Annotated in this window: 22 protein-coding genes; 10 read left to right on the top strand and 12 right to left on the bottom strand. The window is 67.7% G+C overall.

Translation table 11 applies throughout. The annotated features are described in order from the left end of the window. The first annotated feature begins 403 nt into the window (after positions 1 to 403). Positions 404 to 1819: a TolC family protein gene (locus H3O04_RS19140; protein ID WP_006479217.1), complete on the top strand. Its 1416-nt coding sequence runs from the start codon at positions 404 to 406 to the stop codon at positions 1817 to 1819. After that, positions 1816 to 1980 (top strand): hypothetical protein, encoded by a 165-nt coding sequence (locus H3O04_RS19135; RefSeq protein WP_202588256.1) that lies wholly within the window; start codon positions 1816 to 1818, stop codon positions 1978 to 1980. Before H3O04_RS19140 ends, H3O04_RS19135 begins: the two co-directional genes overlap by 4 nt. Before the next feature lie 21 nt (positions 1981 to 2001). Here the strand turns inward: H3O04_RS19135 and H3O04_RS19130 are convergent, their stop codons facing one another. Continuing rightward, the gene (locus H3O04_RS19130; RefSeq protein WP_006479218.1) at positions 2002 to 2451 is read right to left on the bottom strand and encodes a winged helix-turn-helix transcriptional regulator; all 450 of its coding nucleotides are present in this window, start codon (positions 2449 to 2451) and stop codon (positions 2002 to 2004) included. A gap of 350 nt (positions 2452 to 2801) precedes the next feature. Between H3O04_RS19130 and H3O04_RS19125 the strand changes: the two genes are divergently transcribed. Next, positions 2802 to 3725: an alpha/beta fold hydrolase gene (locus tag H3O04_RS19125; RefSeq protein WP_202588255.1), complete on the top strand. Its 924-nt coding sequence runs from the start codon at positions 2802 to 2804 to the stop codon at positions 3723 to 3725. 82 nt (positions 3726 to 3807) lie between these two features. On the opposite strand, the gene ggt is transcribed toward H3O04_RS19125, so the two are convergent. Next, entirely contained in the window at positions 3808 to 5529 is a 1722-nt protein-coding gene (ggt, locus tag H3O04_RS19120; protein ID WP_069231017.1) for a gamma-glutamyltransferase, read from the bottom strand. Between the two features lie 397 nt (positions 5530 to 5926). Between ggt and H3O04_RS19115 the strand changes: the two genes are divergently transcribed. The 3 genes from H3O04_RS19115 to H3O04_RS19105 all read left to right on the top strand — a co-directional run bounded on the left by H3O04_RS19115 (position 5927) and on the right by H3O04_RS19105 (position 12588). Continuing rightward, on the top strand, positions 5927 to 6451 hold the full coding sequence (locus H3O04_RS19115; protein WP_006479220.1) for a metal-dependent hydrolase: 525 nt from the start codon (positions 5927 to 5929) through the stop codon (positions 6449 to 6451). A gap of 212 nt (positions 6452 to 6663) precedes the next feature. Next, entirely contained in the window at positions 6664 to 11172 is a 4509-nt protein-coding gene (locus tag H3O04_RS19110; RefSeq protein ID WP_202588254.1) for a DEAD/DEAH box helicase, read from the top strand. 141 nt (positions 11173 to 11313) lie between these two features. After that, complete coding sequence (locus H3O04_RS19105; RefSeq protein ID WP_023476689.1) at positions 11314 to 12588, top strand: APC family permease; 1275 nt, start codon at positions 11314 to 11316, stop codon at positions 12586 to 12588. Positions 12589 to 12687: 99 nt separating this feature from the next. Here H3O04_RS19105 and H3O04_RS19100 read toward each other — a convergent pair whose 3' ends face one another. The 4 genes from H3O04_RS19100 to H3O04_RS19085 form a co-directional block, all read right to left on the bottom strand. Beyond that, positions 12688 to 12975, bottom strand: coding sequence for an XRE family transcriptional regulator (locus H3O04_RS19100; protein ID WP_202588253.1), 288 nt, complete (start codon positions 12973 to 12975; stop codon positions 12688 to 12690). Positions 12976 to 13049: 74 nt separating this feature from the next. Continuing rightward, complete coding sequence (locus tag H3O04_RS19095) at positions 13050 to 13409, bottom strand: type II toxin-antitoxin system RelE/ParE family toxin (protein WP_006479224.1); 360 nt, start codon at positions 13407 to 13409, stop codon at positions 13050 to 13052. Between the two features lie 130 nt (positions 13410 to 13539). After that, positions 13540 to 14526, bottom strand: a complete 987-nt coding sequence (gene pcaQ, locus H3O04_RS19090; protein WP_006479225.1) for a pca operon transcription factor PcaQ — start codon at positions 14524 to 14526, stop codon at positions 13540 to 13542. Between the two features lie 77 nt (positions 14527 to 14603). After that, entirely contained in the window at positions 14604 to 15341 is a 738-nt protein-coding gene (locus H3O04_RS19085) for a helix-turn-helix domain-containing protein (RefSeq protein WP_023476687.1), read from the bottom strand. A 120-nt stretch (positions 15342 to 15461) separates the two neighbouring features. Here H3O04_RS19085 and H3O04_RS19080 point away from each other — a divergent pair, with 120 nt between their 5' ends. From H3O04_RS19080 to pcaG, 3 genes are all read left to right on the top strand, one after another. Beyond that, positions 15462 to 16028: a YiiX/YebB-like N1pC/P60 family cysteine hydrolase gene (locus H3O04_RS19080; RefSeq protein WP_105798208.1), complete on the top strand. Its 567-nt coding sequence runs from the start codon at positions 15462 to 15464 to the stop codon at positions 16026 to 16028. Positions 16029 to 16303: 275 nt separating this feature from the next. Then, the gene (gene pcaH, locus H3O04_RS19075; protein ID WP_011547893.1) at positions 16304 to 17011 is read left to right on the top strand and encodes a protocatechuate 3,4-dioxygenase subunit beta; all 708 of its coding nucleotides are present in this window, start codon (positions 16304 to 16306) and stop codon (positions 17009 to 17011) included. A gap of 3 nt (positions 17012 to 17014) precedes the next feature. Next, positions 17015 to 17608: a protocatechuate 3,4-dioxygenase subunit alpha gene (gene pcaG, locus H3O04_RS19070; protein WP_006479229.1), complete on the top strand. Its 594-nt coding sequence runs from the start codon at positions 17015 to 17017 to the stop codon at positions 17606 to 17608. Between the two features lie 435 nt (positions 17609 to 18043). Here the strand turns inward: pcaG and H3O04_RS19065 are convergent, their stop codons facing one another. Continuing rightward, positions 18044 to 18823, bottom strand: coding sequence for an AraC family transcriptional regulator (locus H3O04_RS19065; RefSeq protein ID WP_034174843.1), 780 nt, complete (start codon positions 18821 to 18823; stop codon positions 18044 to 18046). 142 nt (positions 18824 to 18965) lie between these two features. Between H3O04_RS19065 and H3O04_RS19060 the strand changes: the two genes are divergently transcribed. Then, entirely contained in the window at positions 18966 to 19745 is a 780-nt protein-coding gene (locus H3O04_RS19060) for an alpha/beta fold hydrolase (protein WP_202588252.1), read from the top strand. Positions 19746 to 19780: 35 nt separating this feature from the next. Here the strand turns inward: H3O04_RS19060 and H3O04_RS19055 are convergent, their stop codons facing one another. The 5 genes from H3O04_RS19055 to gsiB form a co-directional block, all read right to left on the bottom strand. After that, positions 19781 to 20608 carry a M55 family metallopeptidase gene (locus tag H3O04_RS19055; RefSeq protein ID WP_006479232.1) on the bottom strand — a complete coding sequence of 276 codons (828 nt, stop codon included), beginning with the start codon at positions 20606 to 20608 and terminating at the stop codon, positions 19781 to 19783. Continuing rightward, complete coding sequence (locus H3O04_RS19050) at positions 20605 to 21687, bottom strand: DmpA family aminopeptidase (RefSeq protein WP_202588251.1); 1083 nt, start codon at positions 21685 to 21687, stop codon at positions 20605 to 20607. The genes H3O04_RS19055 and H3O04_RS19050 overlap by 4 nt, the downstream gene beginning before the upstream one ends. Then, positions 21687 to 22580, bottom strand: coding sequence for a glutathione ABC transporter permease GsiD (gene gsiD / locus H3O04_RS19045; protein WP_023476683.1), 894 nt, complete (start codon positions 22578 to 22580; stop codon positions 21687 to 21689). The genes H3O04_RS19050 and gsiD overlap by 1 nt, the downstream gene beginning before the upstream one ends. A 7-nt stretch (positions 22581 to 22587) precedes the next feature. After that, entirely contained in the window at positions 22588 to 23508 is a 921-nt protein-coding gene (gene gsiC / locus H3O04_RS19040) for a glutathione ABC transporter permease GsiC (protein WP_006479236.1), read from the bottom strand. A gap of 67 nt (positions 23509 to 23575) precedes the next feature. Beyond that, positions 23576 to 25138 (bottom strand): glutathione ABC transporter substrate-binding protein GsiB, encoded by a 1563-nt coding sequence (gene gsiB, locus H3O04_RS19035; protein WP_012338309.1) that lies wholly within the window; start codon positions 25136 to 25138, stop codon positions 23576 to 23578. Between the last annotated feature and the right edge of the window lie 231 nt (positions 25139 to 25369).

Below are 25369 nucleotides of genomic sequence, written 5' to 3'. Positions count from 1 at the left end.
CTCGGCAGGAACTGGCCGAGCGCGGTCACCACCGGCGCGGCGTCAACGGCGAGGCTACCCAGCGAGCTGATCGCACCGCCGCCATGCACATTCCTGACCTGTTCCGTCGTCATGACCTTCATCATTCTCTCCTCGTAAAAAATAAAGATGATGCAAAGAACCTTCATTGAAAGACAAACGGCTTTTAATCCCGAGCGACTCGTTAATCTAATAATCACTGCGATTACCAGCCGAAATCAGGCTATCATGCGGGCGCATCGGAATTCAATGGAGGACACACTCTTACAGCCGCATTTTCCGATGCACGGCGAGTAGCAGGCATTCATGCTGTTTGAATTTCAATTTCAAAACGTTTAAATCCCGTCGCAATGCATTGCGGCACGGACAGGAGACGGAGACGGCCATGTTTGAAACGAGGCGCACGAATCGCGAGTCGGCGACACCGGATGCGGGTATTTCCCTATCAAGATTTTCGACTAGGTGGAATCCCCGACTTGCAACCATGACATTGTTCGCTGTAACGATAGCCGGCGTGGCGGCACACGCCCGTGCGTTCTGCCTCGATACCGCCTACCAGTACGCGTCCGTGCACGATCCGCGCTACCTGCAGGCCCGCAGCGAATACGATGCGGCCCGCCAGAAATTTCCCGAGGCGCGTGCGCAGATGCTGCCGCAGGCCGCCGCGCAACTCGAGTGGGGGCGCTACGGCACGCACGCGAACCTGTTCGGCATCGACGTCAGCGGCTCGAGCAACGCGGCATACGGTTCCGCGCAGGTCACGCAGGCGCTGTTCAACGTGCCCTACCTGTACGACATGCGGCGTGCGACCGAATACGAGGAAGCGGCGAAGCAGAAGTTCGAGGTCGCGAAGCAGGACCTGATCCTGCGGGTCGCGAACGCGTGCTTCGATCTGCTGAGCGCGCGAGAGAAACTGCAATCCGCCGACGACGAAGTCAGCGCGCTCACGCGACTCGAAAGCGATACGCGGCGCATGGCGCAACTCGGGATGAAGACGATCGGCGACACCGCCGAGATCGAGGCGCGCCGCAGTCTCGCGCAATCCGACGAAGCGCTCGCGCAGACCGACGTCGATGCGCGGCGCGCCCGTTACGAGACGTTGCTCGGTTCGACGATCGATTTCTCGCGCTGGCCGCGGCTGGCGATGCGCGGGTCGTCGCCGCGCATTCCGTCCGGCGACTATGCGCCGCAGGACAACCCCGCGTACCGGCAGGCCTATCGCGACGTCCAGGTCGCGCGCCTTGCCGCGAAGCGCGTCAGCGCCGAACACTTGCCGACCGTCGACCTGTTCGCGTCGTATTCGCGTGGGCTCAACCCGAACCTGCGCGGGCTCACCGATCGTTCGGACTTCCATCAAAGCGCGGTCGGCGTGCAGGTGACGATTCCGATCTTCTCCGGCGGCAGCGTGTACTACCGGCAGGTCGAGGCCGAGCACGTGACCGAGCAGTACCGCAACCGGCTGCGCGAGGTCGAGGAGCAACTGGGCACCGATCACCGCGAGGCGTTGTCCGCGCTCGAATCGGTCGGCAAGCGCATTCGCGCGCTGCAGCAGTCGCTGCAGGCCGCGCGGCTCGCCTACGATGCGTCGATGAAGGCGCATCAGGTCGGCTACAGCACGACGTACGAGACGCTGAACCTGAGGCGCGACATCTCGGGCATCCGGCAGAAGCTGTTCGACAGCTATCTCGATGCGCTGAAGCTTCAGTTGAAGCTGAAAAGCGTGCTCGGCACGCTCGACGAACAATCGCTGATAGCGGTGGACAGTTTCCTCGAAAGCAACGCGGCGAGCGATCGGGGGTGAACGCGATCACATACGTCGGTATCCCGGGCAAGGTTGCGTACACAACCTTCAAGGAAAAGGTCGATGTGCCGGCCGGTCGGGGGTTCGACGACGGCGCATCGCGATTCCCGCTCGTCGCTTACCGCGCCCGTGCGCAGCCGCATGCGTGGCTGAAGCGGTGATACGCATTGATTCGAGGTACATCAATCGGGAGGCGGCAGCACGACCGTGTCCTCGGGGCCGAGCACGCGGCCGTCCTGCGAACGCAGTTCCAGCTTCCTGACCGGCAGCCCGGTCTTCCGGTCGACCAGCAGCACGTGCGCCTCGTCCGGTTCGAAGAAGAAATCCTCGCCCCACTGCCGCAGCGCGACCAGCAGCGGAAACAGCCCGCGCCCCTTCTCGGTCAGCACGTATTCGTGATGCGCGCCGCCGTCGGCGGCCGGCACGACGTCCATGATTCCGTGCGCGACCAGGTTGCGCAGGCGCGCGGCCAGGATGTTCTTCGCGAGGCCGAGATTCTTCTGGAATTCGCCGAAGCGGCGCAGGCCATCGAACGCGTCGCGGACGATCAGCAGCGACCACCAGTCGCCGATCGCGTCCAGCGGGCGGGCGACACCGCAAAGGGAATCTTCGTGCGTGGTGCGTCGGTTCATCGGTGCAGGGGGCGATGCCTTGGCCGGGATACGGACTCGACGGCGTTCGCTTTCGTTGAAATGAATGGTTGCAATATAAAACCCAACTCAGAAAAGATCAATGCTGAGTGCGCGACCGTTCGGGATCGATGAACGGAATGACCGTTCCAGCCGGAATTGGCATATGAATTCATACGTTACAGCCAATAAATCCATACATTGGAGGGCTTCATCACGTCGCCCCACCTCATCGGCCCCGCATTCGGCACCTGCCCTCATGATTTAATAGGTTGCAACTTGAAACCAGATCATCTACGCTCGAATCAGTTTCAACTTGAAACCATTCTGTCCAACTCCCGAAGGAGCATTCGATGATCCGGTCCGATGCCACGTTCGACGGCACCTTTCCATTCGCCCCGCATTTCGACGACGCATCCGGCTTCCGGATGCACTACGTGGACGAAGGCCCGCGCGACCGCGAAATCGTGCTGTGCCTGCATGGCGAACCCACATGGGGATATCTGTTCCGTCACCTCGTGACGGCGTTGAGCCCGACATACCGCGTCGTCGTGCCCGATCACATGGGCTTCGGCAAAAGCGCGACGCCGCAGGACCGCAGCTACTGGCTGCAGGATCACATCGACAATCTCGAGCGTTTCGTGCTCGCGCATGACCTCGATCGCATCACGCTGGTGATGCACGACTTCGGCGGCCCGGTCGGCATGGGGCTCGCCGCGCGGCATCCGGACCGGATTCGGCGCATCGTGTCGGCCAACGGACCGACGCCGTTCGGGCAGACCGATCTCGCCGAGCGCCTGACGGCGAACGGCCGCGATGCACCGTGGTTCCAGTGGATCATGCGTGCGGCGGCCGACGGTACGCTCGAAACAGTGCTCGGGCAGCTCGGCTTCAACATCCTGAGCACGTTGAAGCTGAACGGCTTCGAGGATCACGCGATCATCACCGACACGTGGATCGCCGCATACGGCGCGCCGTTCGCGCAGCCGGCCGATTGTCTCGGCGCGATCGGATGGGCACGGGGGTTCGCGGCCGGCGCGCACCGGTTCGAGGAACCCGATGCGGCGGCGCTGCGCGCGATACGCGGCAAGCCCGCGCTCGCGATCTGGGGAGACGCCGACCGAACGCTCGGCGCCGAACACTTCCTGCCGCTCTTTACCGCGCTGTTTCCGTCCGCGCCGATCGAGCGGCTGGCGGGCGTCGGGCACTACTGCTTCGAGGACGCGCCGGATGCCATTGCCGCACGAATCGCGGATTTCATCCGAACGACCGGCTGAAAAATTTCGGCAGCCGGCTCGAAACACCGGCTGCCGAACGGCGTGCGCGGTCGCTTCGCGCACGCGTCGCTTCACGTCAACGTCACCGAATGATCCGCGTCACTCCCCGCCCGCGCGGATCGGCCATCGCTTCCGGCGTCTTGCCGTCGATCTTGATGACCTGGATGTCGCCGCTGAAGTCCTGCCCCTTCAGCGTATAGCCGCGCGCTTCGATCTGCTTCGCGAGTTCGCCTTCGATCGGATGGTACGGCTCCCAGAAGATCGTGTTCGGCGGCAGCAGTTGGTGATGGAACCGCATCGCGCCGACCGCTTCCTTCAACGGCATCTTGAAGTCGTAGATGTTGTTGATCACCTGGAAGATCGACGTGAAGATGCGCGAGCCGCCCGGCGTGCCGATCACCAGCGATACCTTGCCGTCCTTCGTCATGATCGTCGGCGACATCGACGACAGCGGGCGCTTCTTCGGTTCGATCGCGTTCGCGTCGCTGCCCACCACGCCGAACATGTTCGCGACGCCCGGCTTCGCGGAGAAGTCGTCCATCTCGTCGTTCAGCACGATGCCCGTGCCGTCGGCGATCACGCCCGAGCCGAAATAGCCGTTGATCGTGTACGTGTTCGACACCGCGTTGCCCCACTTGTCGACCACCGAGAAGTGCGTCGTTTCGGCCTTTTCCGGCATCGTCGTGCCGAGGCCCGGCTGCACGCTCTTCGTGTCCGACGGCTCCTTCGGGTTGACCTCGGCCGCACGCTTCGCGATGTACGCGTCGTCGGTCAGCTGCGCGATCGGCACCTTGTAGAAGTCGGGATCGCCGAGATACTGCGCGCGGTCGGCGAACACGCGCTTCTCGATTTCCGCGACGAGGTGGATGTACTGCGGCGAGTTGAGCTTGACGCCCTCGAAGTCCTGCTTGAGGTCGGCCTTCATCTTCAGCAACTGCACGAGGCCGATGCCGCCCGAGCTCGGGGGCGGCGCGGTGATCACGTCATAGCCGTTCCACTTCGCCTGCACCGGCTGGCGCCACACCGCGCGGTACTGCGCGAGATCCTCGGTCGTGATCAGCCCGTTGCCGTCGCCGGTCTTCATCGACGCGGCGATCAGCTCGGCCGTCTTGCCCTTGTAGAAGCCTTCCGCGCCGCCGTTTGCGATGCGCGTCAGCACGTCGGCGAGATCGGGCTGCTTGAAGTTCGCGCCGGCCTTCAGCCCGGAGAAGTACTTGTCGAAGTTGGTCTTGCCGCCGAACTCCTTCGATGCGTCGACGCCGCGCTGCGCCAGTTGCTCGTCGACGACGAAACCGTCGCGCGCATAGTGGATCGCCGGCGCGAGCACCTGTTTCCACTTCAGCTTGCCGAAGCGCTTCTGCGCTTCCCACATGCCCGCCACCGTGCCCGGCACGCCGACCGCGCGCGGGCCGTACAGGCTCATGCCCTTGACGACGTTGCCGTCCTTGTCGAGATACATGTCCTTCGTCGCGGCGAGCGGCGCACGCTCGCGGTAATCGATGAAGTACGGCTTGCCGTCCTTGTAGATCGTCATGAAGCCGCCGCCGCCGATGTTGCCGGCTTCCGGGTACGTGACGGCGAGCGTGAACGCGATCGCGACGGCCGCGTCGATCGCGTTGCCGCCTTCCTTGAAGATCCGCTCCGCGGCATCCGCGCTGTACTTGTCGGCCACCGCCACCGCGGAGCTCGTCAGGACCGCGGGCTGCGGCCCTTTCGCGTACGCGGGCGCGTTCGGCAGGAAGCCGATGCCGGCCACCGTCGCGAGCACGGCTGCGGATGATTTGAAGCGATTCAGCGTAGTCATTGCATGTCCCCCATGTGGATCTCCTTCAGGCACGACGAGCACCTGATCCGTGGAAGGCCGCGGGCGCGCCGACGGCCCTGTGCCGGCTACGTAGTATAGGGGGACAAAAAGGGTCGAACACGCGGGGCGCGACGAAAGCGTGGCGATTGTGTGCGCGCGGTCACGTTGCGCTGCCGCGACGTGCGCGCGGATCGTTCGACATCGCCTGCGGCGCGCGCTTCGCGCACCGCACAAAACCCGAAAGTTGCGAACCGCGCGGCAAGCCTCGCCGCGCGTGCAAAAAAATCCGCGAACGCCCCGCCCGCGGCACAGCCCGATCTGCGAAGATAGCGCCCCATTGCGCGCCGCATCATCGTTTCGTGCACGCGCCGCTTCACGTTGCTTCATCTCGCTCCCTATGGCATCACACAATGCACATCACGCGTCCGGCTTCGCAGCCGGCGTCGCCGCCGCCGTCCTCGTCGCGCAAACCGGCGCAACCGGTCCGTGGCACTCGGGCATGCTCGCCGCGTTCGCGGCGGGCGTCGCGGGCGGCACCGCGCCCGACTGGCTCGAAGTCGCCTGGTGGAGCCGCAAGCGCCGCCTGTGGATCACGCATCGCACCCTCACGCACTGGGGCATCGGCTGGGTCGCGCTGCTCGCGCTCGGCTGGCACGGGCTCATCCATCATCCGCATCCGCTGTGGGCCGCGCCGCTGTTCGGCTTCGCCTGCGGCGGCGTGATGCACCTGCTCGCCGACTGGCCGAATCCGCTCGGCGTACCGTGGATCTGGCGGCGCCATTCGCTGAACCTGTGGAACAGCGGGCATTGCGACCTGATCGTGGTGGCGGCCGCCTGGGGCGGCACGCTGTGGCTCGCGCAATCGCTGTGGTCGCGTGCGCCGCTGATCGAACAGTGGCTCGGCTGGCTGCATCGCGTCTAGTTGCAATTCGACGCAATTCCGCGCGCGATCGGCGTGCCGAATCGCACGCAACTTTCCGTCCATTGAAAGCGCAGCGCAGGCCCCCACCTGAGTGTGAATCGTCGGCACGCATGCCCGGCACACACCCGTGACGTCTGGCACACTGACGATTCGATTCGCGTGCGATGCGTCCGCGCGCTCGCACCCCGCTCGCACCCTATTTCAACGCTCCGATGGACGTCACAGCTACCCGCCCTGCTGCCCGTGCGCTCGACGTGTTCCACCCGGCCGTCGCCGCGTGGTTCACACGCACGTTCGCCGCGCCGACCGGCGCGCAGGCGCTCGCGTGGCCGCACATCAAGGCCGGCCGCTCGACGCTCGTGGCCGCGCCGACCGGCTCCGGCAAGACGCTCACCGCATTCCTGTGCGCGCTCGACGATCTGGTACGCGATGCGCTCGCGCACGACGGCACGCTGCCCGATGCGACGCTGGTCGTCTACGTGTCGCCGCTGAAGGCGCTGTCGAACGACATCCACGTGAACCTCGACGCGCCGCTCGCCGGCATCGCGGAATCGCTCGCGCAGCTCGGCCTGCCGGTGCCGGCGATCCGCACCGCGGTGCGCACCGGCGATACGACGCAGGCCGAGCGCGCCGCGCTGCGCAAGCGCGCGCCGCACATCCTCGTCACGACACCCGAATCGCTGTACGTGCTGCTGTCGTCCACGTCGGGGCGGCAGATGCTGTCGAACGTGCGCTCGGTCATCGTCGACGAAATCCATGCGCTGGCGTCGTCCAAGCGCGGCAGCCATCTCGCGCTGTCGCTCGAACGCCTCGACGCGCTGACCGGGCGCACGCTGCCGCGCATCGGGCTGTCGGCCACGCAAAAGCCGATCGACGCGGTCGCGCGCTTCCTCGTCGGCGGGCCGGCCGACGCGCCGCGCGATTGCGCGATCGTCGACACCGGCCACACGCGCGAGCGCGACCTCGCGCTCGAACTGCCGAACGTGCCGCTCGAACCGGTGATGGCGACCGACGTGTGGGAACAGGTGTACGACCGCATCGCCGGGCTCGCGGCCGCGCATCGCACGACGCTGGTGTTCGTCAACACGCGGCGTACCGCCGAGCGCATGGCGCGCCATCTCGCCGACCGGCTCGGCAAGGACGCGATCGCCGCACATCACGGCAGTCTCGCGAAAGAGCACCGCTTCGACGCCGAGCAGCGCCTGAAGCGCGGCGAACTGAAGCTGCTCGTCGCCACCGCGTCGCTTGAACTCGGCATCGACATCGGCGACGTCGATCTCGTCTGCCAGGTCGGCTCGCCGCGCGGCATCGCGCCGTTCCTGCAGCGTGTCGGCCGCTCGGGGCACCACGTCGGCGGCGTGCCGAAGGGGCGGCTCTTTCCGCTGTCGCGCGACGAGCTGGTCGAATGCGCGGCGCTGCTCGATTGCGTGCAGCGCGGCGAACTCGATGCGCTGCGGATTCCCGAGGCGCCGCTCGACGTGCTCGCGCAGCAGATCGTCGCCGAAGTCGCGTGCGCGGAATGGCAGGAGGACGCGCTGTATGCGAGCTTCACGCGCGCCGCGCCGTATGCCCGGCTCGCGCGCGAGCGCTTCGACGAAGTGATGAAGATGCTCGCCGAGGGGTTCACGAGCCGACGCGGCGTGCGCGGCGCGTACCTGCACCGCGACGTGGTGGGCGGCACCGTGCGCGGCCGTCGCAACGCGATGATGACCGCAACCACTTCCGGCGGCACGATCCCCGACATGGCCGACTACGCGGTGCTGCTCGAACCGCAGGGCATTCAGGTCGGCACCGTCAACGAGGATTTCGCGATCGAGAGCCTGGCCGGCGACGTGTTCCAGCTCGGCAACCAGTCGTACCGGATCATTCGCGTGGAAACGGGCCGCGTGCGCGTCGAGGATGCGCAGGGTCAATCGCCGGGCATTCCGTTCTGGCTCGGCGAGGGACTGGGGCGCAGCGATGAACTGTCGGCGGCGGTCGGCCGGTTGCGTGCGCGACTCGACGGGCTGTTCGCGGACGGCGACCGGCATGCGCGGCTCGATGCGGCGAAGCACGCGAACGTCACCGAGGCCGGCAAGACGACCACCCGCGGCAAATCCCGAAAAGCGGCCGCCGAGACTGACGCGCCGCCCGCCTCGCCCGACAACGCGCCCGGCGGCACCGCGCTCGCCCCCACCGAAAGCCGCCTCGCGCCCGCGTTGCGCTGGCTGGTCGACGATCTGCGCCTGTCGCCCGACGCCGCGCGCCAGATCGCCGACTACCTCGCCCGCACCCGCGCCGCGCTCGGCGCATTGCCGACGCAGGACACGCTCGTGATGGAGCGGTTCTTCGACGAATCGGGCGGCACGCAGCTCGTGATCCATTCGCCGTTCGGCAGCCGCATCAACCGCGCATGGGGGCTCGCGCTGCGCAAGCGCTTCTGTCGCAACTTCAACTTCGAATTGCAGGCCGCTGCAACCGACGACGCGATCATCCTGTCGCTGTCGCTCGCGCACAGCTTCGCGCTCGACGAAGTGTGGCGCTACCTGCGTTCGGCCAGTGCCGAACACGTGCTGATCCAGGCGCTGCTCGATGCGCCGATGTTCGGCGTGCGCTGGCGCTGGAACGCGACCACCGCGCTCGCGCTGCCGCGTTTCACCGGCGGCCGGCGCACCGCACCGCAACTGCAGCGGATGAAGAGCGACGATCTGCTCGCGACGGTGTTTCCCGACCAGGTCGCGTGCCTCGAGAACATCGTCGGCGAACGCGAGATTCCGCATCACCCGCTCGTCGACCAGACGCTCGACGACTGCCTGCACGACGCGATGGACACCGACGGCTGGCTCGCGCTGCTGCGCCGGATCGAAAGCGGCGCGATCGAGCTCATCGCGCGCGACTTGCCCGCGCCGTCGCCGCTCGCGGCCGAGATCCTGAATGCGAAGCCCTACGCGTTCCTCGACGATGCGCCGCTCGAGGAGCGCCGCACACAAGCCGTGCAGTCGCGCCGCTGGAGCGACCCTGAAACGGCCGACGATCTCGGCGCGCTCGACGCCGACGCGATCGATGCGGTACGCGACGAAGCGTGGCCGCTCGTGCGCGACGCCGACGAAATGCACGATGCGCTGCTCACCCTCGCCTGCGTCGCCGACGACGAGGCGCACGCGCACGCAGGCTGGCCCGAGCGACTCGCGGAACTCGCGGAACGCCGCCGCGCGACGAAACTCGCGACGCCGGGCGGCGCCGCGCTGTGGGTGCCGGTCGAGCGGCTCGTCTGCGTGCGTGCGCTGCATCCGGACGCCCGCGCGACACCCGCGCTCAAGGTGCCGGCCGCGTGCGCGCAGCCGTGGGAAGCCGATGCGGCGCTCGTCGACGTGATCCGCGCGCGGCTCACCGGCTTCGGGCCGCTCACGCTCGATGCGATCGCCGCGCCGCTCGGCCTGCCGCCCGCGTCGATCGCGACGGCGCTCGCCGCGCTGGAACGCGAAGGCTACGTGATGCGCGGCCGCTTCACGCCGGGCGCGACGACCGACGAATGGTGCGAACGCCATCTGCTCGCGCGCATTCATCGCTATACGGTGAAGCGGCTGCGCCGCGAGATCGAACCGGTCGAACGCGCCGATTTCATGCGCTTCCTGTTCCACTGGCAGCACCTGACACCCGATACGCACGGCACCGGCCGCGACGCGCTGGCAGCCGTGGTCGAACAGCTCGAAGGCTACGAGGCTGCGGCGAGCGCGTGGGAAGACGCGCTGCTGCCCGCGCGGCTCACCGACTACACGGCGGGCGGCCTCGACGAGCTGTGCCGCTCGGGCAAGCTGGTGTGGACCCGCATCGGCGCGCCGGCGCGCGCGGCCGGCACACCCGTGAAGACGACGCCGATCGTGCTGCTGCCGCGCCGCCATCTTTCCGCATGGCAGGCGCTGCGCGATCCCGATGCGCAACCGGCACTGTCCGCGCGCGCCACGCAAGTGCGCGACGCGCTCGCCGCGCACGGCGCGATGTTCTTCGATGCGCTGCTCGACGATCTGCACATGCTGCCCATCGAGCTCGAACAGGCGCTCGGCGAACTCGTGTCGGCCGGCCTCGTGAATGCGGACAGCTACGCGGGCCTGCGCGCGCTGCTGAAGCCGGCCGTCAAGCGCAGCGCGACCTATGCGCCACGCACGCGACGCGGCGGCGCGCTGATCGGCGGGATGGACGACGCAGGGCGCTGGGCGCTCGTGCAACGTCAGGCCCCGCCGGACGATGACGCGCCCACGCCGAAACGCGGCCCTGCCACGACCGATCCCGACGCGCTCGAACATATCGTGTGGACGCTGTTGCGCCGCTACGGCGTCGTGTTCTGGCGATTGCTCGAACGCGAAGCCGACTGGCTGCCGAGCTGGCGCGAACTCGTGCGCGTGCTGCAACGCCTCGAAGCACGCGGCGAGATTCGCGGCGGACGCTTCGTCGCCGGGCTCGCGGGCGAGCAATTCGCGCTGCCCGAGGCCATCCCGATCCTGCGCGAACTGCGGCGGCAACCGGGCGACGGACAATACGTATGCGTGACGGGCGCCGACCCATTGAATCTCGCCGGCACGCTGCTGCCCGGCGACAAGGTGCCGGCGCTGACCGGCAACCGCGTGCTGTTTCGCGATGGCGTGCCCGTCGCATCGCTGGTATCGGGTACGTTCCACTACGCGCTCGACCTGCCGCCCGCCGCGCGCGAGGAGGCACGTCTGCGGCTCGCGCGTTCCTGCTGACATCGGCTGACACGCACGCGGCACCGGACTACTGATCGCCGCGCCGCGCGAGCGTCATCGTTCGGGTAGCATCGAACAATGGACCGCGCGAACTTCCGCGTGTCGCCCACACAAAACAAGACCTTCCGGAGACTGCCGCTCATGCCTTCGCATGCCGATTCGCCCGCTGCCCATCATGCGGGTTCGCTGACCATTTTCCAGGGCGCCGCGCTCTATATCGGCGCGGTGCTCGGCACCGGCGTGATCGCGCTGCCCGCGCTCGCCGCCGACGTCGCCGGGCCCGCCTCGCTGCTCGCGTGGGCCGCGCTCGTCGTGCTGTCCGGGCCGCTCGCGGCCACCTTCGCCGCACTCGGCGCCCGCTATCCCGATGCGGGCGGCGTGTCGACCTACGCAAGGCGCGCATTCGGCCCGAAGGCCGCGGCCATCGTCGGCTGGTGCTTCTATTTCGCGGTGCCGGCCGGCGCGCCGGCCGCCGCGATGTTCGGCGGCGCCTACGTCGCGGCCGTCACGGGCGGCGGACATACGACGGTCATCGTCACCGCCGCCGCACTGATCGCGACCGTATCGGCCGCGAACGCATTCGGCGTCACCGTGTCGGGCCGCATGCAACTCGTGTTGTCGGCACTGCTCGTCGCGCTGCTGCTCGCCGCGGTGCTTGCGTCCGCGCCGCATGCGCGCGCCGCGAACCTGCATCCGTTCGCCCCGCACGGCTGGCTCGCGGTCGGCCAGGCCGCCGCGCTGCTCGTGTGGAGCTTCGCCGGCTGGGAAGCCATCACGCACCTCGCCGCCGAATTCCGCCGGCCGGCGCACGACATGCCGCGCTCGGCCGGCATCGCGGTCGTGGTCGTCGGGTTCCTGTATCTGTCGGTTGCGGCCGCGAGCGTGACGGTGCTCGGGCCTTCCGCGGGCGCATCGGGCGCGCCGCTCGCCGAACTGATCGCGGGCGGCATCGGCGGCCATGCGCAAGTGCTGGCCGCCGCCGCCGCGCTGCTGCTCACGCTCGGCACGATGAACGCGTATTTCGCCGGTGCGGCCAAGCTCGGCGCGGCGCTCGGACGCGACGGCGCGTTGCCTGCGTGGCTCGCGCAGGGCAGCCAGGTCGGCGGCGTGCCGCGTCGCAGCCTCGGCGTGATCGCGGTGCTGGCGGCCATCGCGCTGACCGCCACGGCGCTGTCGGACGTCGGGCCGAAGCCGCTCGTGCTCGTGACGTCCGGATGTTTCGTGATGGTGTACGGGCTCGGCGCGGCCGCCGCGCTGAAGCTGCTGCCGCGCGGCGGCATCGCGTACCGCTGCGCGTGGATTTCGCTGATTGCGGTCGGCGGGCTGTTCGTGACGACCGGCTGGTATTTCCTGTGCCCGCTGCTGCTTGCGGGCGGTGCGCTGCTTTATCTGCAGATCACCGGCCCGCGTCGATGACCCGGCAAGCGCCCGCGGGTCGACGCCCGCCAGCTCGCCACACCCGTCGCGCGAACCATCACGCCGATCCGGCCGCCGCGCGCCGTTCGTTCGCGCCGCTCAGGCCGGCACCAGCTCGAAGCTGAGCCGTTTGCCGAGCGCGGCGGCCGCGCTCGCGAGCGTGAGGCTCGTGTCGGTTTCGTCGAGCAGGCGGTTGAGTGCGGCGCGGCTGGTTTTCATCCGCGCGGCCATCGCGGTTTTGGTGATGTGCTGCGCCTTCATTTCCTGCCCGATCTGCCACGCGATCACGCGCTTGATCGCGGTGGCGGTGGCCGCTTCGAGATTGCCGTCCGCTTCGAGGAAGGCGTCGAAATCGCTGCCGATATACGGATTGTTCGTGGTCGTCATGTCGTACTCCAGGTGCATGGCGTTGCCGGCCGCCCGACCGTCGGAGACGGTGCGTTCCGGCACAACCGGGGAATTCAGATGGCGCGCGTCAGCGTTTTCAGGCGCGCGACGGTCACGTCGAGATCGTCCGACGGCGTGCCCCGCGACTGCTTGAAGAAGCCGTGCAGCAGCACCATCGTGTCGCCGACGACCGTGAACAGCACGCGCGCGCTTCGCCCCGGCACCATCACGCGGATCTCCCACAGATCCTTCGCCATCTTCCGGACCAGCGGCATGCCGAGCGGCCAGCCGAGTTGAACGGTCTTGATCTCTTCGCCGATCGCCCTTCGCTCCGCTTGCCCGAGCGCATGGAGCCATTCGCGCACCGGCTCGTGGCCGCGGGCCGTCCGGAAGAACCGCACGCCGAGCGTGACCTGAATCTGCTGTCTCGCCATCGTCTTGTCGCCCATCGTATCAAAAACGGTACGATATGCCAAGCACCCCGACGACGGCTACTGACCGGATGGCCAATCCTGCGGCAACAAAAGAAATCGGCCCGGTGGATCGCCCCGGGGCCCGATGAGATCAACGCTTGCCGCGAGCAGGCTTGCGCGCCGCGCGTGACGCCCGGTGCGGGCGTGCATCGCCGAACCGCGACCGCGCGATGTCGCGCACCGCGTCGATCAGCGTCCGCGCGACCGGCGACGGCTGCGCATCGGTACGCAGCACGAGTCCGACCGGCTCGTCGGTGCCCGCCGCCGGCAGCGGCAGGCGCGCCAGCGCACCGGCCGACAGATCGTATTCGGCTGCATAGAGGGGCACGAACCAGACCGCGTCGTTCTCGAGCGCCAGCGCGCGCGCGACCGATACCGACAGCACCTCGATGAACGAATCCAGCGGCGGCGCGCCGCATGCGCCGAGCAGTTGCTCGGCGGACTGGCGGATCAGCGTGCCGAACGGCGGCAGCACGACCGGATAGCGCGCCAGCTCGGCGGCCGGCGCTGCGCTCGCGAGCAGCGGATGCCCGGCGCGCACGACCGCGACGAGCGGCTCGTTGTACAACTGCTCGAACGCGAGCCCGATCATCCGCTCCGGCTCCGACAGCCGCCCGATCGCGCATTCGATCGCCCCGGCTTTCAGACGCTCGAGCAACTCGGCGTTCGCGGCCGTCGCGATCCGCACGACGATGCGCGGCCAGCGCGCGGTCAGCGCCTTCATCAAGGCCGGCGCGAGCGAGGCCGCGACGGTCGGCAGCATGCCGATTTCCAGTGTCGCGGCCGCCGCCCCGCCCTCGCGCGCCAGCAGCCCGACGCCCTGCCGCAGCGCCAGCACGCACGCATTCGCGTGCGGCATGAACAGTTGCGCTTCGCGAGTCGGCTGCGCGCCGTGCCGGCCGCGCTCGAACAGCTTCACGCCGAGGATCGCCTCCAGCTCGGCGATCGTCTTCGACACGGCCGGTTGCGTGATCGACAGGCTTTCGGCCGCCTTCTGCACGCCGCCCAGCTGCGCGACCGCGAGAAAGCATTGCAGGTGCCGGAATTTGACGCGGCCGTCGGCGATACGGTTATTCATAACGAGTGGTTATGCGAATGACGATGAATCGCCATTTTGCATAACTTTCCGGAAAGACCCAAGCGTTCGGCGTGGCGTCATCCGTGGCGCCGCAGCGCGTGGAATCCCGTCGGCTCCCAGATCCGTTTCGCGATCAGCAGGGCCGTGCCGTGCTTGTGCCCGAGCGGCGCGGACGACGACTCCGCATGCAGCGCCGCCGCCTTGCTGGCGAGCCGCCGCAGTTCCTGTTCGAGCTCCGCGGCGGCCGCGTCCGTCAGCATCCCTTGCAGGAACGTCATCGTCTCGCCGGGGCCATCGAAGCGGCTGCCGAGAAAGTCGTCGAGCACGTGCGCGTGAAAGTAACGGCGGATCGGCCCACCCGGCAGCCAGTCGAAATCGCGCGCGACCCGCACGCGAATCCGGTCGCCGGGCAGCAGCGCGATCACGTTCATCCGGTCGAGCATCAGCAGGTATTTCACGCACTCGGCCTGCGTGAGCCGATAGGCCGCCACGATGTCCTGCACGGTCCAGTAGTTGATCGCGCAGACGGCGACCAGCAGCAGCTTCTCGTCCGACACGAGCAACGCCTCCTGCTGCTCGGTCAGCACGCGCAGGCGCGGCGCGGATGCCGACGCTTCCTGCACGAGCTCGGCGAGCGTATAGCCGAGCAGTTGCGCGATCTCCGCGACGCGTTCCAGCGTGAAGCGGCCGCTCGCGAACAGCCGCTTCACGCTCGTCTCGGAGACGTCGAGCGCACGCGCGACGTCCCGGTAAGTCATTCCCTGCGCCTTGAGCTGGCGCTTCAGCGTTTCGATGAGTTGGGCGGTCTCGGTCATGTCGGTATCAAAAAATGATGCTCGAGGTCGGATATTAGGCTACCCACGCATCCATATCAGCACTTTTGGATACTTGTCTGCATAATCCGCTCCGTCCTGTCACGCAACGACGGAGCCGAAATGACCACCCGAATCGACACAGCCGCCTGCGAACCGCACCCCACCGCACCGCGCGATGCACGCGACACCGATCGCACGATGCCGCTCGCCACCGTGCGCACACTGGCTGCCGGCGCGCATGTCGGCGATCTCGTGTTCATCCGCGTGCCGGCCGGTGCACCGGATGCCACGGCCGGGTCGGCCGGCACGTGGGCCAATCGCTTCGGCATCGTCGTCGATACGTCGGGCGACGAACCGCTGATCGCCGAGCCCACGGTATTCGCGTGGACGAAGCTCACGCCGCTGTCGCGCTTCGTTGCCCGTGCCGACGGCGGACGCATCGCGCTGGCGCGCCGCGTCGCGGCAGCGTCGGCCGACGCGCAACGCCGCATCCATGCGCTGGCCGAGCAGCGAATCGACGCGCTGCTCGGCAGCCGCTTCGACCTGCGCGCGCGGCGCGGTTTCTGCGCGCAGTACGTGACCGACGTGCTCGGTGCCGGCCACGCGGCGACACCGTCGGCCCTGCTGCGCGGCGGCACGCTGGCGCTCGAATTCGACGGGATCGTGTTCGATCCCCGCCATCCCTGACGACGGGCACGCTCGGGAAGATCGGATAACAACGAGAACGAACGACAAAAAACAGCGACGGGCTGGCTGGAGGGCCGTGCACGGGGTCGTCACCGACGACGCGAAGCCCGATCGCTTTTTCCGCCGGACAGGCTTCCTGTCCGGCGGATTTTCATTGCCCGGACGAACATAACGAATGGTTATACGATTCGCGAGAAAAGGTCATTTTTCATAACTTTCCGGATTGGCTAAAGTCGTGCCATCCACCTCGCCCAATACTTACCAGGAGACGCCCGATGGATTCCCCCACGATCCTCACGCCGCGCGACTGGCCGTCGCATCCGGCCTATGTCCACCCCGAGTACCGTTCGTCCGTGAAGCGCGGCCCGACCCGCCCGCTGATCCCGCTGAAGGAAAAACTGCGCGACCAGTACGCGCCCGTCTACGGCGCGGAAGATCTCGGCGCGCTCGACCACGACCTGACGAAGAACGCCGTGAAGAACGGCGAGCCGCTCGGCGAGCGGATGGTCGTCACCGGCCGCGTGCTCGACGAAGGCGGCAAGCCCGTGCGCAACACGCTCGTCGAGGTGTGGCAGGCCAACGCGGCCGGCCGCTACGTGCACAAGGTCGACCAGCACGACGCGCCGCTCGACCCGAACTTCCTCGGCGCGGGCCGCTGCCTGACCGACGACGAAGGCCGCTACCGCTTCCTGACGATCAAGCCCGGCGCGTATCCGTGGGGTAACCATCCGAACGCGTGGCGCCCGAATCACATCCACTTCTCGCTGTTCGGCGATTACTTCGGCTCGCGTCTCGTCACGCAGATGTACTTCCCCGGCGATCCGCTGCTCGCGTACGACCCGATCTTCCAGGGCACGCCGGAAGCCGCGCGCGAGCGCCTGATCTCGCGCTTCTCGATGGACATCACCGAAGAAGGCTATGCGCTCGGCTACGAATTCGACATCGTGCTGCGCGGCCGCGACGCCACCCCGATGGAGCGCTGAACCATGACGACGCTGAAGCAAACCCCTTCGCAGACGGTCGGCCCGTACTTCGCGTACGGCCTGTGCCCGCAACAATACGACTACGACCTGAAAAGCCTGTTCACGCCGACGATTGCCGCGGCGCACGCCGAGGGCGAGCATGTGCTGCTGGTCGGGCAGGTGTTCGACGGCGACGGCAACGTGGTCGGCGACGCGGTGCTCGAATTCACGCAGGTGGATGGCGCGGGCCGCTACCCCGCGTCGCGCGACGACATCGCGAAATCCGGCTTCACGGGCTTTGCGCGAGTCGGCACGGGCACCGACCCGCAGCAGCGCTTCGTCGTCGAGACGGTGAAGCCGGGCCGCGTCGCCGCCGACGAGGCGCCGCACATCAACGTGACCGTGATGATGCGCGGCATTCTCACCCATGCGTTCACACGCGTGTACTTCGACGACGAAGCCGCCGCGAACGCGATCGACCCCGTGCTGAACGCGGTGCCGGCCGAGCGCCGCGCGACGCTCGTCGCGAAACGCGACGCGCAGCCGGGCCGGCCGGTCGTCTACCGCTTCGACATCCGCATGCAGGGGCCGGAAGAAACCGTGTTCTTCGACGTTTGACGCACGCACGCACGCGCCCGCGCTTGACGGCTTCGGGCGCAACCGCTTCGCCGTGTGACGCGATACCGACGGGCATCGCGCTACACGGCGTTTTTGCGCACGGCGCCGCCATCATTCGATGGTGCACTGCATCGTGACCAACGGGGCCGCGGATGCCCGTCGTCATCGGCTTCCCGCCCCGATATCGAACTCGCCATTGAAACGCATGCTGCGACAGCACATCAATCGGCGGGTCGACACGATATCGTTTGCGCGTTATGCGGCGTATGCTTCGTTATCCGCAACGAGTTGACAGGATTAAATCAGACGAAGCAACAATGACATGCATCATGCGCGACGCTGCCCCTGAGGCGGCCCGCGCATTTTTTTCAGACAGAGTGCCTTTAAACGCGTCTGGCCGAAGTTGGCGGACGCGTATTTTTTGGCGGCGACCGGCTAGCGACGAATCTCGAGATAGCGGCTCGGCGTGTCGCCGAGAATGCGGCGAAACGCCGACGTGAACGCACTCGCGCTCGCGTAGCCGAGATCGAGCGCCACGCGCGTCACCGGCTGCCCGTCGGTCAGGCGGGCAATCGCCGCCAGCATGCAGACCTGCTGGCGCCAGGCGGCAAAACTCACGCCCGTCTGCGCGCGAAACTGCCGCGTGAACGTGCGGCGGCTCACGCCTGCGTCGGCCGCGACGCGGTCGAGATCGGCGTCGATCGACGGTGCCGCGAACAGGTGCCGGCACACCTTCGCCAGCCGCGCGTCGGCCGGCAGCGGCGCATGCAGCGACAGGCGCGGCATCGTTGCGATTTCCGCGACCAGCAGATCCATCAGCTTGCCCGCGCGACCGTCGACGTCGTACATGGCCGGCAGGTCGATCGCATCGTCGAGCAGTTGCCGCAGCAGCGACGACACGCCATACACGCCGCACTGGGCCGGCAGCCCGGCCGCCTGCGCGGCGTCGACGGACACGAACGCATTGAGCATCGTGACCGGCCCGGTCATCGTCATTTCGTGCCGCACGCCGGCCGGCACCCAGCACGCGCGCTGCGGCGGCACCAGCCAGCGCCCGTGCGGCGTCGACACGCTGATCGTGCCGCGCGACGCGAACGCGAATTGCCCGCGCACGTGCGCGTGATCCGGAAACGTCGTGCCCGCCGCAAAGTCGTTGGCGAGCACGACCACGCTCCGGGGAATGTGTTCGTAGGGATCTAGCAGCGTATTTCTCACGGCCCGAATTCCATCATCAATGACCCGATATCGAAGGCGGGTCGCCTTCGAACGATCTACGATCCGCTCCACCGTTGCGCGACCTCGCGGCCGCAACCCCCGCCGGCCTGGTCGGCCGGATGGCAACCTCATCGGAGCGGACATGCCCAATACGTTTCATCGCGTGGGGAAAGGCCCCCACCCTGTTCTCGTGCTGCACGGCTGGTTCGGCGACGCCCGCGCGTTCGAACCGCTCGAAGCCTGGCTGTCGCGCGAGCACTTCAGCTATGTATTCATGGACTACCGAGGTTACGGCGGTATGCGCGACGCACACGGCAACTACACGATCGACGAGATCGCCGCCGATACGCTCGCGCTCGCCGACGCGCTCGGCTTTCCGACCTTCAGTCTCGTCGGCCATTCGATGGGCGGCATGGCGATCGAGAAGATCGCCGCCATCGCGCCCGACCGCGTGCGCGCGCTGGTGGCGATCGCACCCGTGCCGTGCGGCGGCCTGCCGTTCGACGCCGCTCGACGCGCGCTATTCGAGCGGGCCGCCGACCACCTCGCCGATCGCCGGACCATCATCGACCGCAGCACCGGTAACCGGCTGCCCGCCGCCTGGATCGAGTGGAAAGCCGCGTATTCGGCAGCCTGTTCGTCGGCGCGGGCATTCGCCGCATACTTCCGCGCGTGGGCCGATACGGATTTCAGCGAAGAGATCACGGGCATCCATCCGGCCAAGGTACTGATCGGCGAGCACGATCCGGCGTTCGACGCGGCGCTGATGGCCCGCACCTACCTGCGGCGCTATCCGCTCGCCAGCGTCGACGTGCTGCGCAATGCCGGCCATTATCCAATGAATGAAACCCCGCTCGCGCTGGTCGCGGCGATGGAAGCATTCCTGCTCGCCGCGACGGCCCGCCCGGTCGCGATCGGCTGACCGGCCGCGCGCCGGCGGCATCGTCGCGGCACGCATCACCGCAGCATGAACGACATCGCCGACAGGCTATTCAGCGTGCGCACCACGTGTTCGACCGACGGCCCGTCGAAGCGCAGGGTCACCGCATCGACGCGCTCGAGCGACGGCAGCACGCAGAAAAGGTCGGCGAGCGCAGCCGTCTGTACGCGCAGCGTGCAGGCGGCCGGCGCGGGCCGATGAGCGCCCGCGCGCCGGCCGGACGACAGCGCCTGCGCGACCGTCTCGCGCGCCGCGGTCGCGATCCGGGCGCACGACGCGGACGGCGTGAGCGTCTCGCCGCTCGATGTGCCGCCGGCCGTCTTGACCGTCTCGAAGCGCGCGTCCGGAAACAGCGGCTGCGTTTCCTCGGCGAATACGTCGTCGCCGGTCGCGAGCGCGACATGGGCACCGTATTCGCGCGCCAGCGCGCCACACAGCCCGGCTTCGCCGAGCTCGACGCCGTTCAGCCACACCTGCGTGAACGCAAAGCTGTTGATCGTATGTGCGAGCACGCCGCGCGTCTGCGATTTCGCGTGATAGCCGATCATGAACACGAGATCGGGCTGCTGTTCGAGGCCCGCCATCATTCCGAGCGTGCGCGGCTTGCCGAGCACGACGCGCGCCCGCGCATCGAGCCCGTCGGGCAGCAGGTTGCGATAGCCGCCATGCGAATCGTTGACCCACACGGCCTGCGCGCCGCCTGCGAACGCGCCTTCGATCGCCGCGTTCGCCTCGGCGGTCATCCAGCGGCGCGCGCGTTCGTATTCCGGATTGCCGGCGCGCGTCTGCTCGGTCGCGAATACGCCGGCGACGCCCTCGATGTCGGTCGAGATCAGAATCTTCATGACTGGGTCAGATGCCCTTCGTTGTCTTCGTTGAACAGCCGGTCGAGATCGGGCACCGCGTCGCGCAGCGCTTGCCGCACGTGGCCGTCGCGCCCGGCGACCGTCACCGCCTGCAGCAAGGCGTCGGCGATCGCGTGCTCGACGCTTTCGGCCGCGGCCATGAACAGCGGATCGAGCGCCGCATCGGCCACGAGGGCCGGCAGCGCGATCGTCGATGCGTCGTGCGCGATCGTGTAGGCGGTCGAGAAAGCGAGCGCGATGTCGCCGCTGCCATGCCCGTAGACGGAACCCGTGCGGGCCAGCCCCGCCCCCGCGCGGCGCGCGAGCCGCGACAGTTGCCGCGCGTCGAGCGGCGCATCGGTGGCCAGCAACAGGATGATCGAGCCCTGCTCGGGCGGCGCCGCGTGAACCGCTTCGGCTGCGCGCCGTTGCGCGACGATGCGCCCGAGCGGCACGCCGCCGAGCGTCAGCATCGGCAGCCGGCCGAAATTCGCGAGCACGAGCGCACCGACCGTATAGGGCCGGCCGGCCGCGACGGCCACGCGCGACGCGGAACCGATCCCGCCTTTCAGGTCGAAGCACGACATCCCGCGCCCGGCGCCCACCGCACCCCGTGCGACGTCGCGCGACGCCGCGCGGCATGCGTCGTCGTAGTGCGTGGCGGTGACCGCGAACGCCTGGATGTCGTTCAGGTAACCGTCGTTGCACTCGAACACGAGCGGATTGACGGTCGACCAGTCGCGGCCGATCCGCGGATTCGCCGCGATCGCCGCGCGGATCTGCGCCTGTGCGACCGCGCCGACGCCGAACGTATGGGTCAGCGCGATCGGCGTATCGAGCGTGCCGAGTTCGTCGACCTGCACGAGCCCGACGCTCTTGCCGAACCCGTTGATCACGGCCGCTCCCGCCGGCACCTTGCTGCGGTACACGTCGCCCGGATGCGGTTTCACGACGGTCACGCCCGTCTGCACGTTGCCGGCATCCAGCGTGCAATGGCCGACCGTCACGCCCGGTACGTCGGCGATCGTGCCGCGCGGGCCGGCCGGCAGCGTCGCCGTCCACATCGGTGCAGGCCGCATCAACGGCGCTCCAGCTTCGGGTCGAGCGCGTCGCGCAAGCCGTCGCCGAGCAGGTTGAACGCGAGCACGGTCAGGAAGATCGCGAGGCTCGGGAACACCGCGATGTGCGGCGCCGTCACCATGTCCGCGCGCGCCTCGTTGAGCATCGCGCCCCACTCCGGCGTCGGCGGCTGCGCGCCGAGCCCGAGGAACGACAGGCTCGCGGCGGTGATGATCGATGTGCCGATCCGCATCGTGAAGTAGACGACGACCGACGACACGGTGCCCGGCAGGATGTGCCGCATGATGATCGTCCAGTCGGACGCGCCGATGCTGCGCGCGGCCTCGACGTAGGTCATGTGCTTGAGCACCAGCGTGTTGCCGCGCACGAGCCGCGCGAACGCCGGGATGCTGAAGATCGCGACCGCGCAGATCACGTTGACCATCCCGTTGCCGAGGATCGCGACCACGCCGATCGCGAGGAGGATGCCGGGGAACGCGAACAGCACGTCGGCGATGCGCATCGTGATGCGGTCCCACCAGCCTTCGTAATAGCCCGCGAGCAGCCCGAAGAACGTGCCGATCACCGCGCCGAGCGCCACCGAGAAGAAGCCGGCCGCGAGCGAGATCCGCGTGCCCGCGACGATCCGGCTGAAGATGTCGCGGCCGAGCGAATCGACGCCGAACCAGTGCACGGCCGACGGCCCCGCGTTCAGCGCGTCGTAGTCGAAATAGTTCTCCGGATCGAACGGCACGATGTGCGGGCCGACGAACGCGAGCACGACGAGCGCCAGCACGAAGCCGCCCGCGACGAGCGCGACGGTCTGCTTGCGGAACTTGCGCCAGAATTCGCGCCACGGCGTGCGGATCGCGGTCGGTGCGGCCGGCGCCGCGGGCTGGACAGTCGCGTTCATGCGCGCCTCACTTGAACCGGATGGTCGGGTTGATGACCGCGTACAGCACGTCGACGGTCAGGTTGATCAGGATGAATTCCAGCGAGAACAGCAGCACGATCGCCTGGATCACCGGGTAGTCGCGCATCGTCACCGCATCGACCAGCAGGCGGCCGAGCCCCGGCCAGTTGAACACGGCCTCGACGACGATCGAGCCGCCGAGCAGGAAGCCGAACTGCAGCCCCATCATCGTGACGACCGGAATCATCGCGTTGCGCAGGCAATGCTTGAGCACGACCATCGGCTCGTGCACGCCCTTCGCGCGCGCGGTGCGCACGAAGTCCTCGTTCAGCACCTCGACGAACGACGCGCGCGTGAAGCGCGCCATCACGGCGGCGACCGCGGCGCCGAGCGTCAGCGACGGCAGCACGTAGCTCTTCCACGTGCCGTCCGGCACGACCGGCAGCCAGCCGAGCTTCACAGAGAAGATCTCCATCAGCAGCATGCCGAGCGCGAACGCGGGAAACGAAATGCCCGACACCGCGATCGTCATCCCGAGTCGGTCGGGCCAGCGATTGCGCCACACGGCCGACGCGATCCCGATCGCCATCCCGATCGCCGTCGCCCACACCATGCTGACGAGCGTGAGCAGCAGCGTCGGCATGAAGCGCTCGCCGATCTCGGTCGACACCGGCCGCTTGCTGCGCGTCGAGATGCCGAAATCGCCGTGCGCGATCTTCACGAAGAAGTTCGCGAACTGGGTCGGCATCGGCTTGTCGAGCCCGAGATCGGCACGCACGAGCGCGACCGTCGCGTCATCGGCTTCGGGGCCGGCCGCGAGCCGCGCCGGGTCGCCGGGCAGCAGGTGCACGAACAGGAACACCAGCACCGCGACGATCGCGAGCGTGGGCAGCAGGCCGAACAGGCGTTTGACGAGAAAATTCAGCATGGGGCACCGATCGGGTCAACGCGCCGGCGGATTGCGCCGCCGGCGCCGCGTGGCGGGTGAACCGCCGTCATTTCAGCGAGATTTCGTCGAAGTTGAACGAGCCGTCCGGCATCACGTACATGCCCTGCAGGCGCTTGCTGCGTGCGTAGACGATCTTCTCCTGCACGAGGAAGATCCACGGCGCGTCGGCCCAGATCTGCTTCTGCGCATCGGCGTAGAGGCTGGCCTTCTTCGCGCGATCGGTCGTGGAGAGTGCCTGCGCGAGATCGTCGTCGACCAGACCGTTCTTGTAGTACGCCGTGTTGTACAGCTTCGGCGGCGCCGACTCCGACGCAAGCAGCGGCGACAGGGCCCAGTTCGCCTCTCCCGTCGACGCCGACCAGCCGCTGTAGTACATCCGCACCGGCGCCTTCGCCGCATCCTGGGCGCTCTCCACCCGGGCGACGCGCTCGCCGGCCTCGAGCGCCTGCACCTGCACCTTCACGCCGACCTGCGCGAGCTGCTGCTGGACGAACTGGATCACCTTCTGCGCCGTCGTGTGATTGTAGGCGGACCACAGCGTCGATTCGAAGCCGTTCGGATAGCCGGCCTCCTTCAGCAGCGCGCGCGCCTTCGCCGGGTCATACGGCCAGGGCCCGAGTTTCGTTGCGTATTCGACGCCCGTCGGCGCCACGCCCGTCTGCGGTGTCGCGTAACCGGCGAACACGACCTTCGCGAGCGCATCCTTGTTGACCGCGTAGTTCAGCGCTTCGCGCACCTTCGGGTTATCGAACGGCTTTTGCCGCGTGTTCAGCGAAATGTAGCGCTGGATGATCGACGGCGCCTCGATCAAGTCCACCTTCGGATTGCTCTTCAGATCGGTCGCCTGCTCGAACGGAATCGTGAACGCGAAATCGGCCTCGCCGGTCTTGATCAGCGCGGCGCGCGTGTTGTTGTCGACCACCGGTTTCCAGTCGATCGCGTCGACCTTCGGATACCCCTTCTTCCAGTAGCCGGCGAATTTCTTCACCTTCATGTCGTCGGTCTGCTTCCATTCGACGAACTCGAACGGGCCGGTGCCGACCGGATGCAGCGACACGTCACGCCCCCACTTCTTCAGCGCGGCCGGCGAAATCATCACCGCGGACGGGTGCGCGAGCGTGTTGATGAACGCCGAGAACGGCTCGCGCAACGTGAACCGCACGGTGTTCGGATCGACCACTTCGGTCTTCTCGATCACCCGGAACAGGCCGTACCGCTTCAGCTTGTTCGCCGGATCGGTCACGCGGTCGAAATTCGCCTTCACCGCGGCGGCATTGAAGTCGGTGCCGTCGTGGAACTTCACGCCCTGGCGCAGTTTGACCGTGTACACCTTCGCGTCCGGCGACGCCGTATAACTGGTCGCCAGCACGTTGACGAGCTTCATGTTCCGGTCGAAACCGAACAGGCCTTCGTAGAACGACTTGACGACAGCCTGCGACACCGTGTCGTTCGCGTCGTACGGGTCCATCGTCGTAAACGTCGAGTACACGGCGACCACGACGTTCTGCTGCGCGAACGCGGGCACCGCGACCGACAGCGCGAGCGCGCCGGCCCCCGCGGCGAACAGCGCGCGCGGACGGAACATCGGGAACGAATACGGCTTGTTCATCTTGCTGGGCTCCTGTGGATGATTCGGTAACGCGTGGTGGAAATCGCGGCGTGACGGCACCCTTTCGGGAAAAAGACGCCGTTGCCTTGCTCGTGCGCAGCTTCGGTCCATATGCACCTTCCCGCGCGTTCAATACGCGCCGCCGACGCGATGCGTCGCGACGTAATGATCGGGGCCGACCGCGACGAGCGGCGCGACGACCGGCTCGTCGCCGACCGCGCGGATCGGGCT

Origin of the sequence: Burkholderia sp. KCJ3K979 (genome assembly GCF_016759955.1) — a bacterium.
In the GTDB taxonomy this organism is placed as follows: domain Bacteria; phylum Pseudomonadota; class Gammaproteobacteria; order Burkholderiales; family Burkholderiaceae; genus Burkholderia; species Burkholderia orbicola.
The sequence above is the reverse complement of the archived record's forward strand: the minus strand, read 5'-3'. Positions and strand labels throughout refer to the sequence as shown.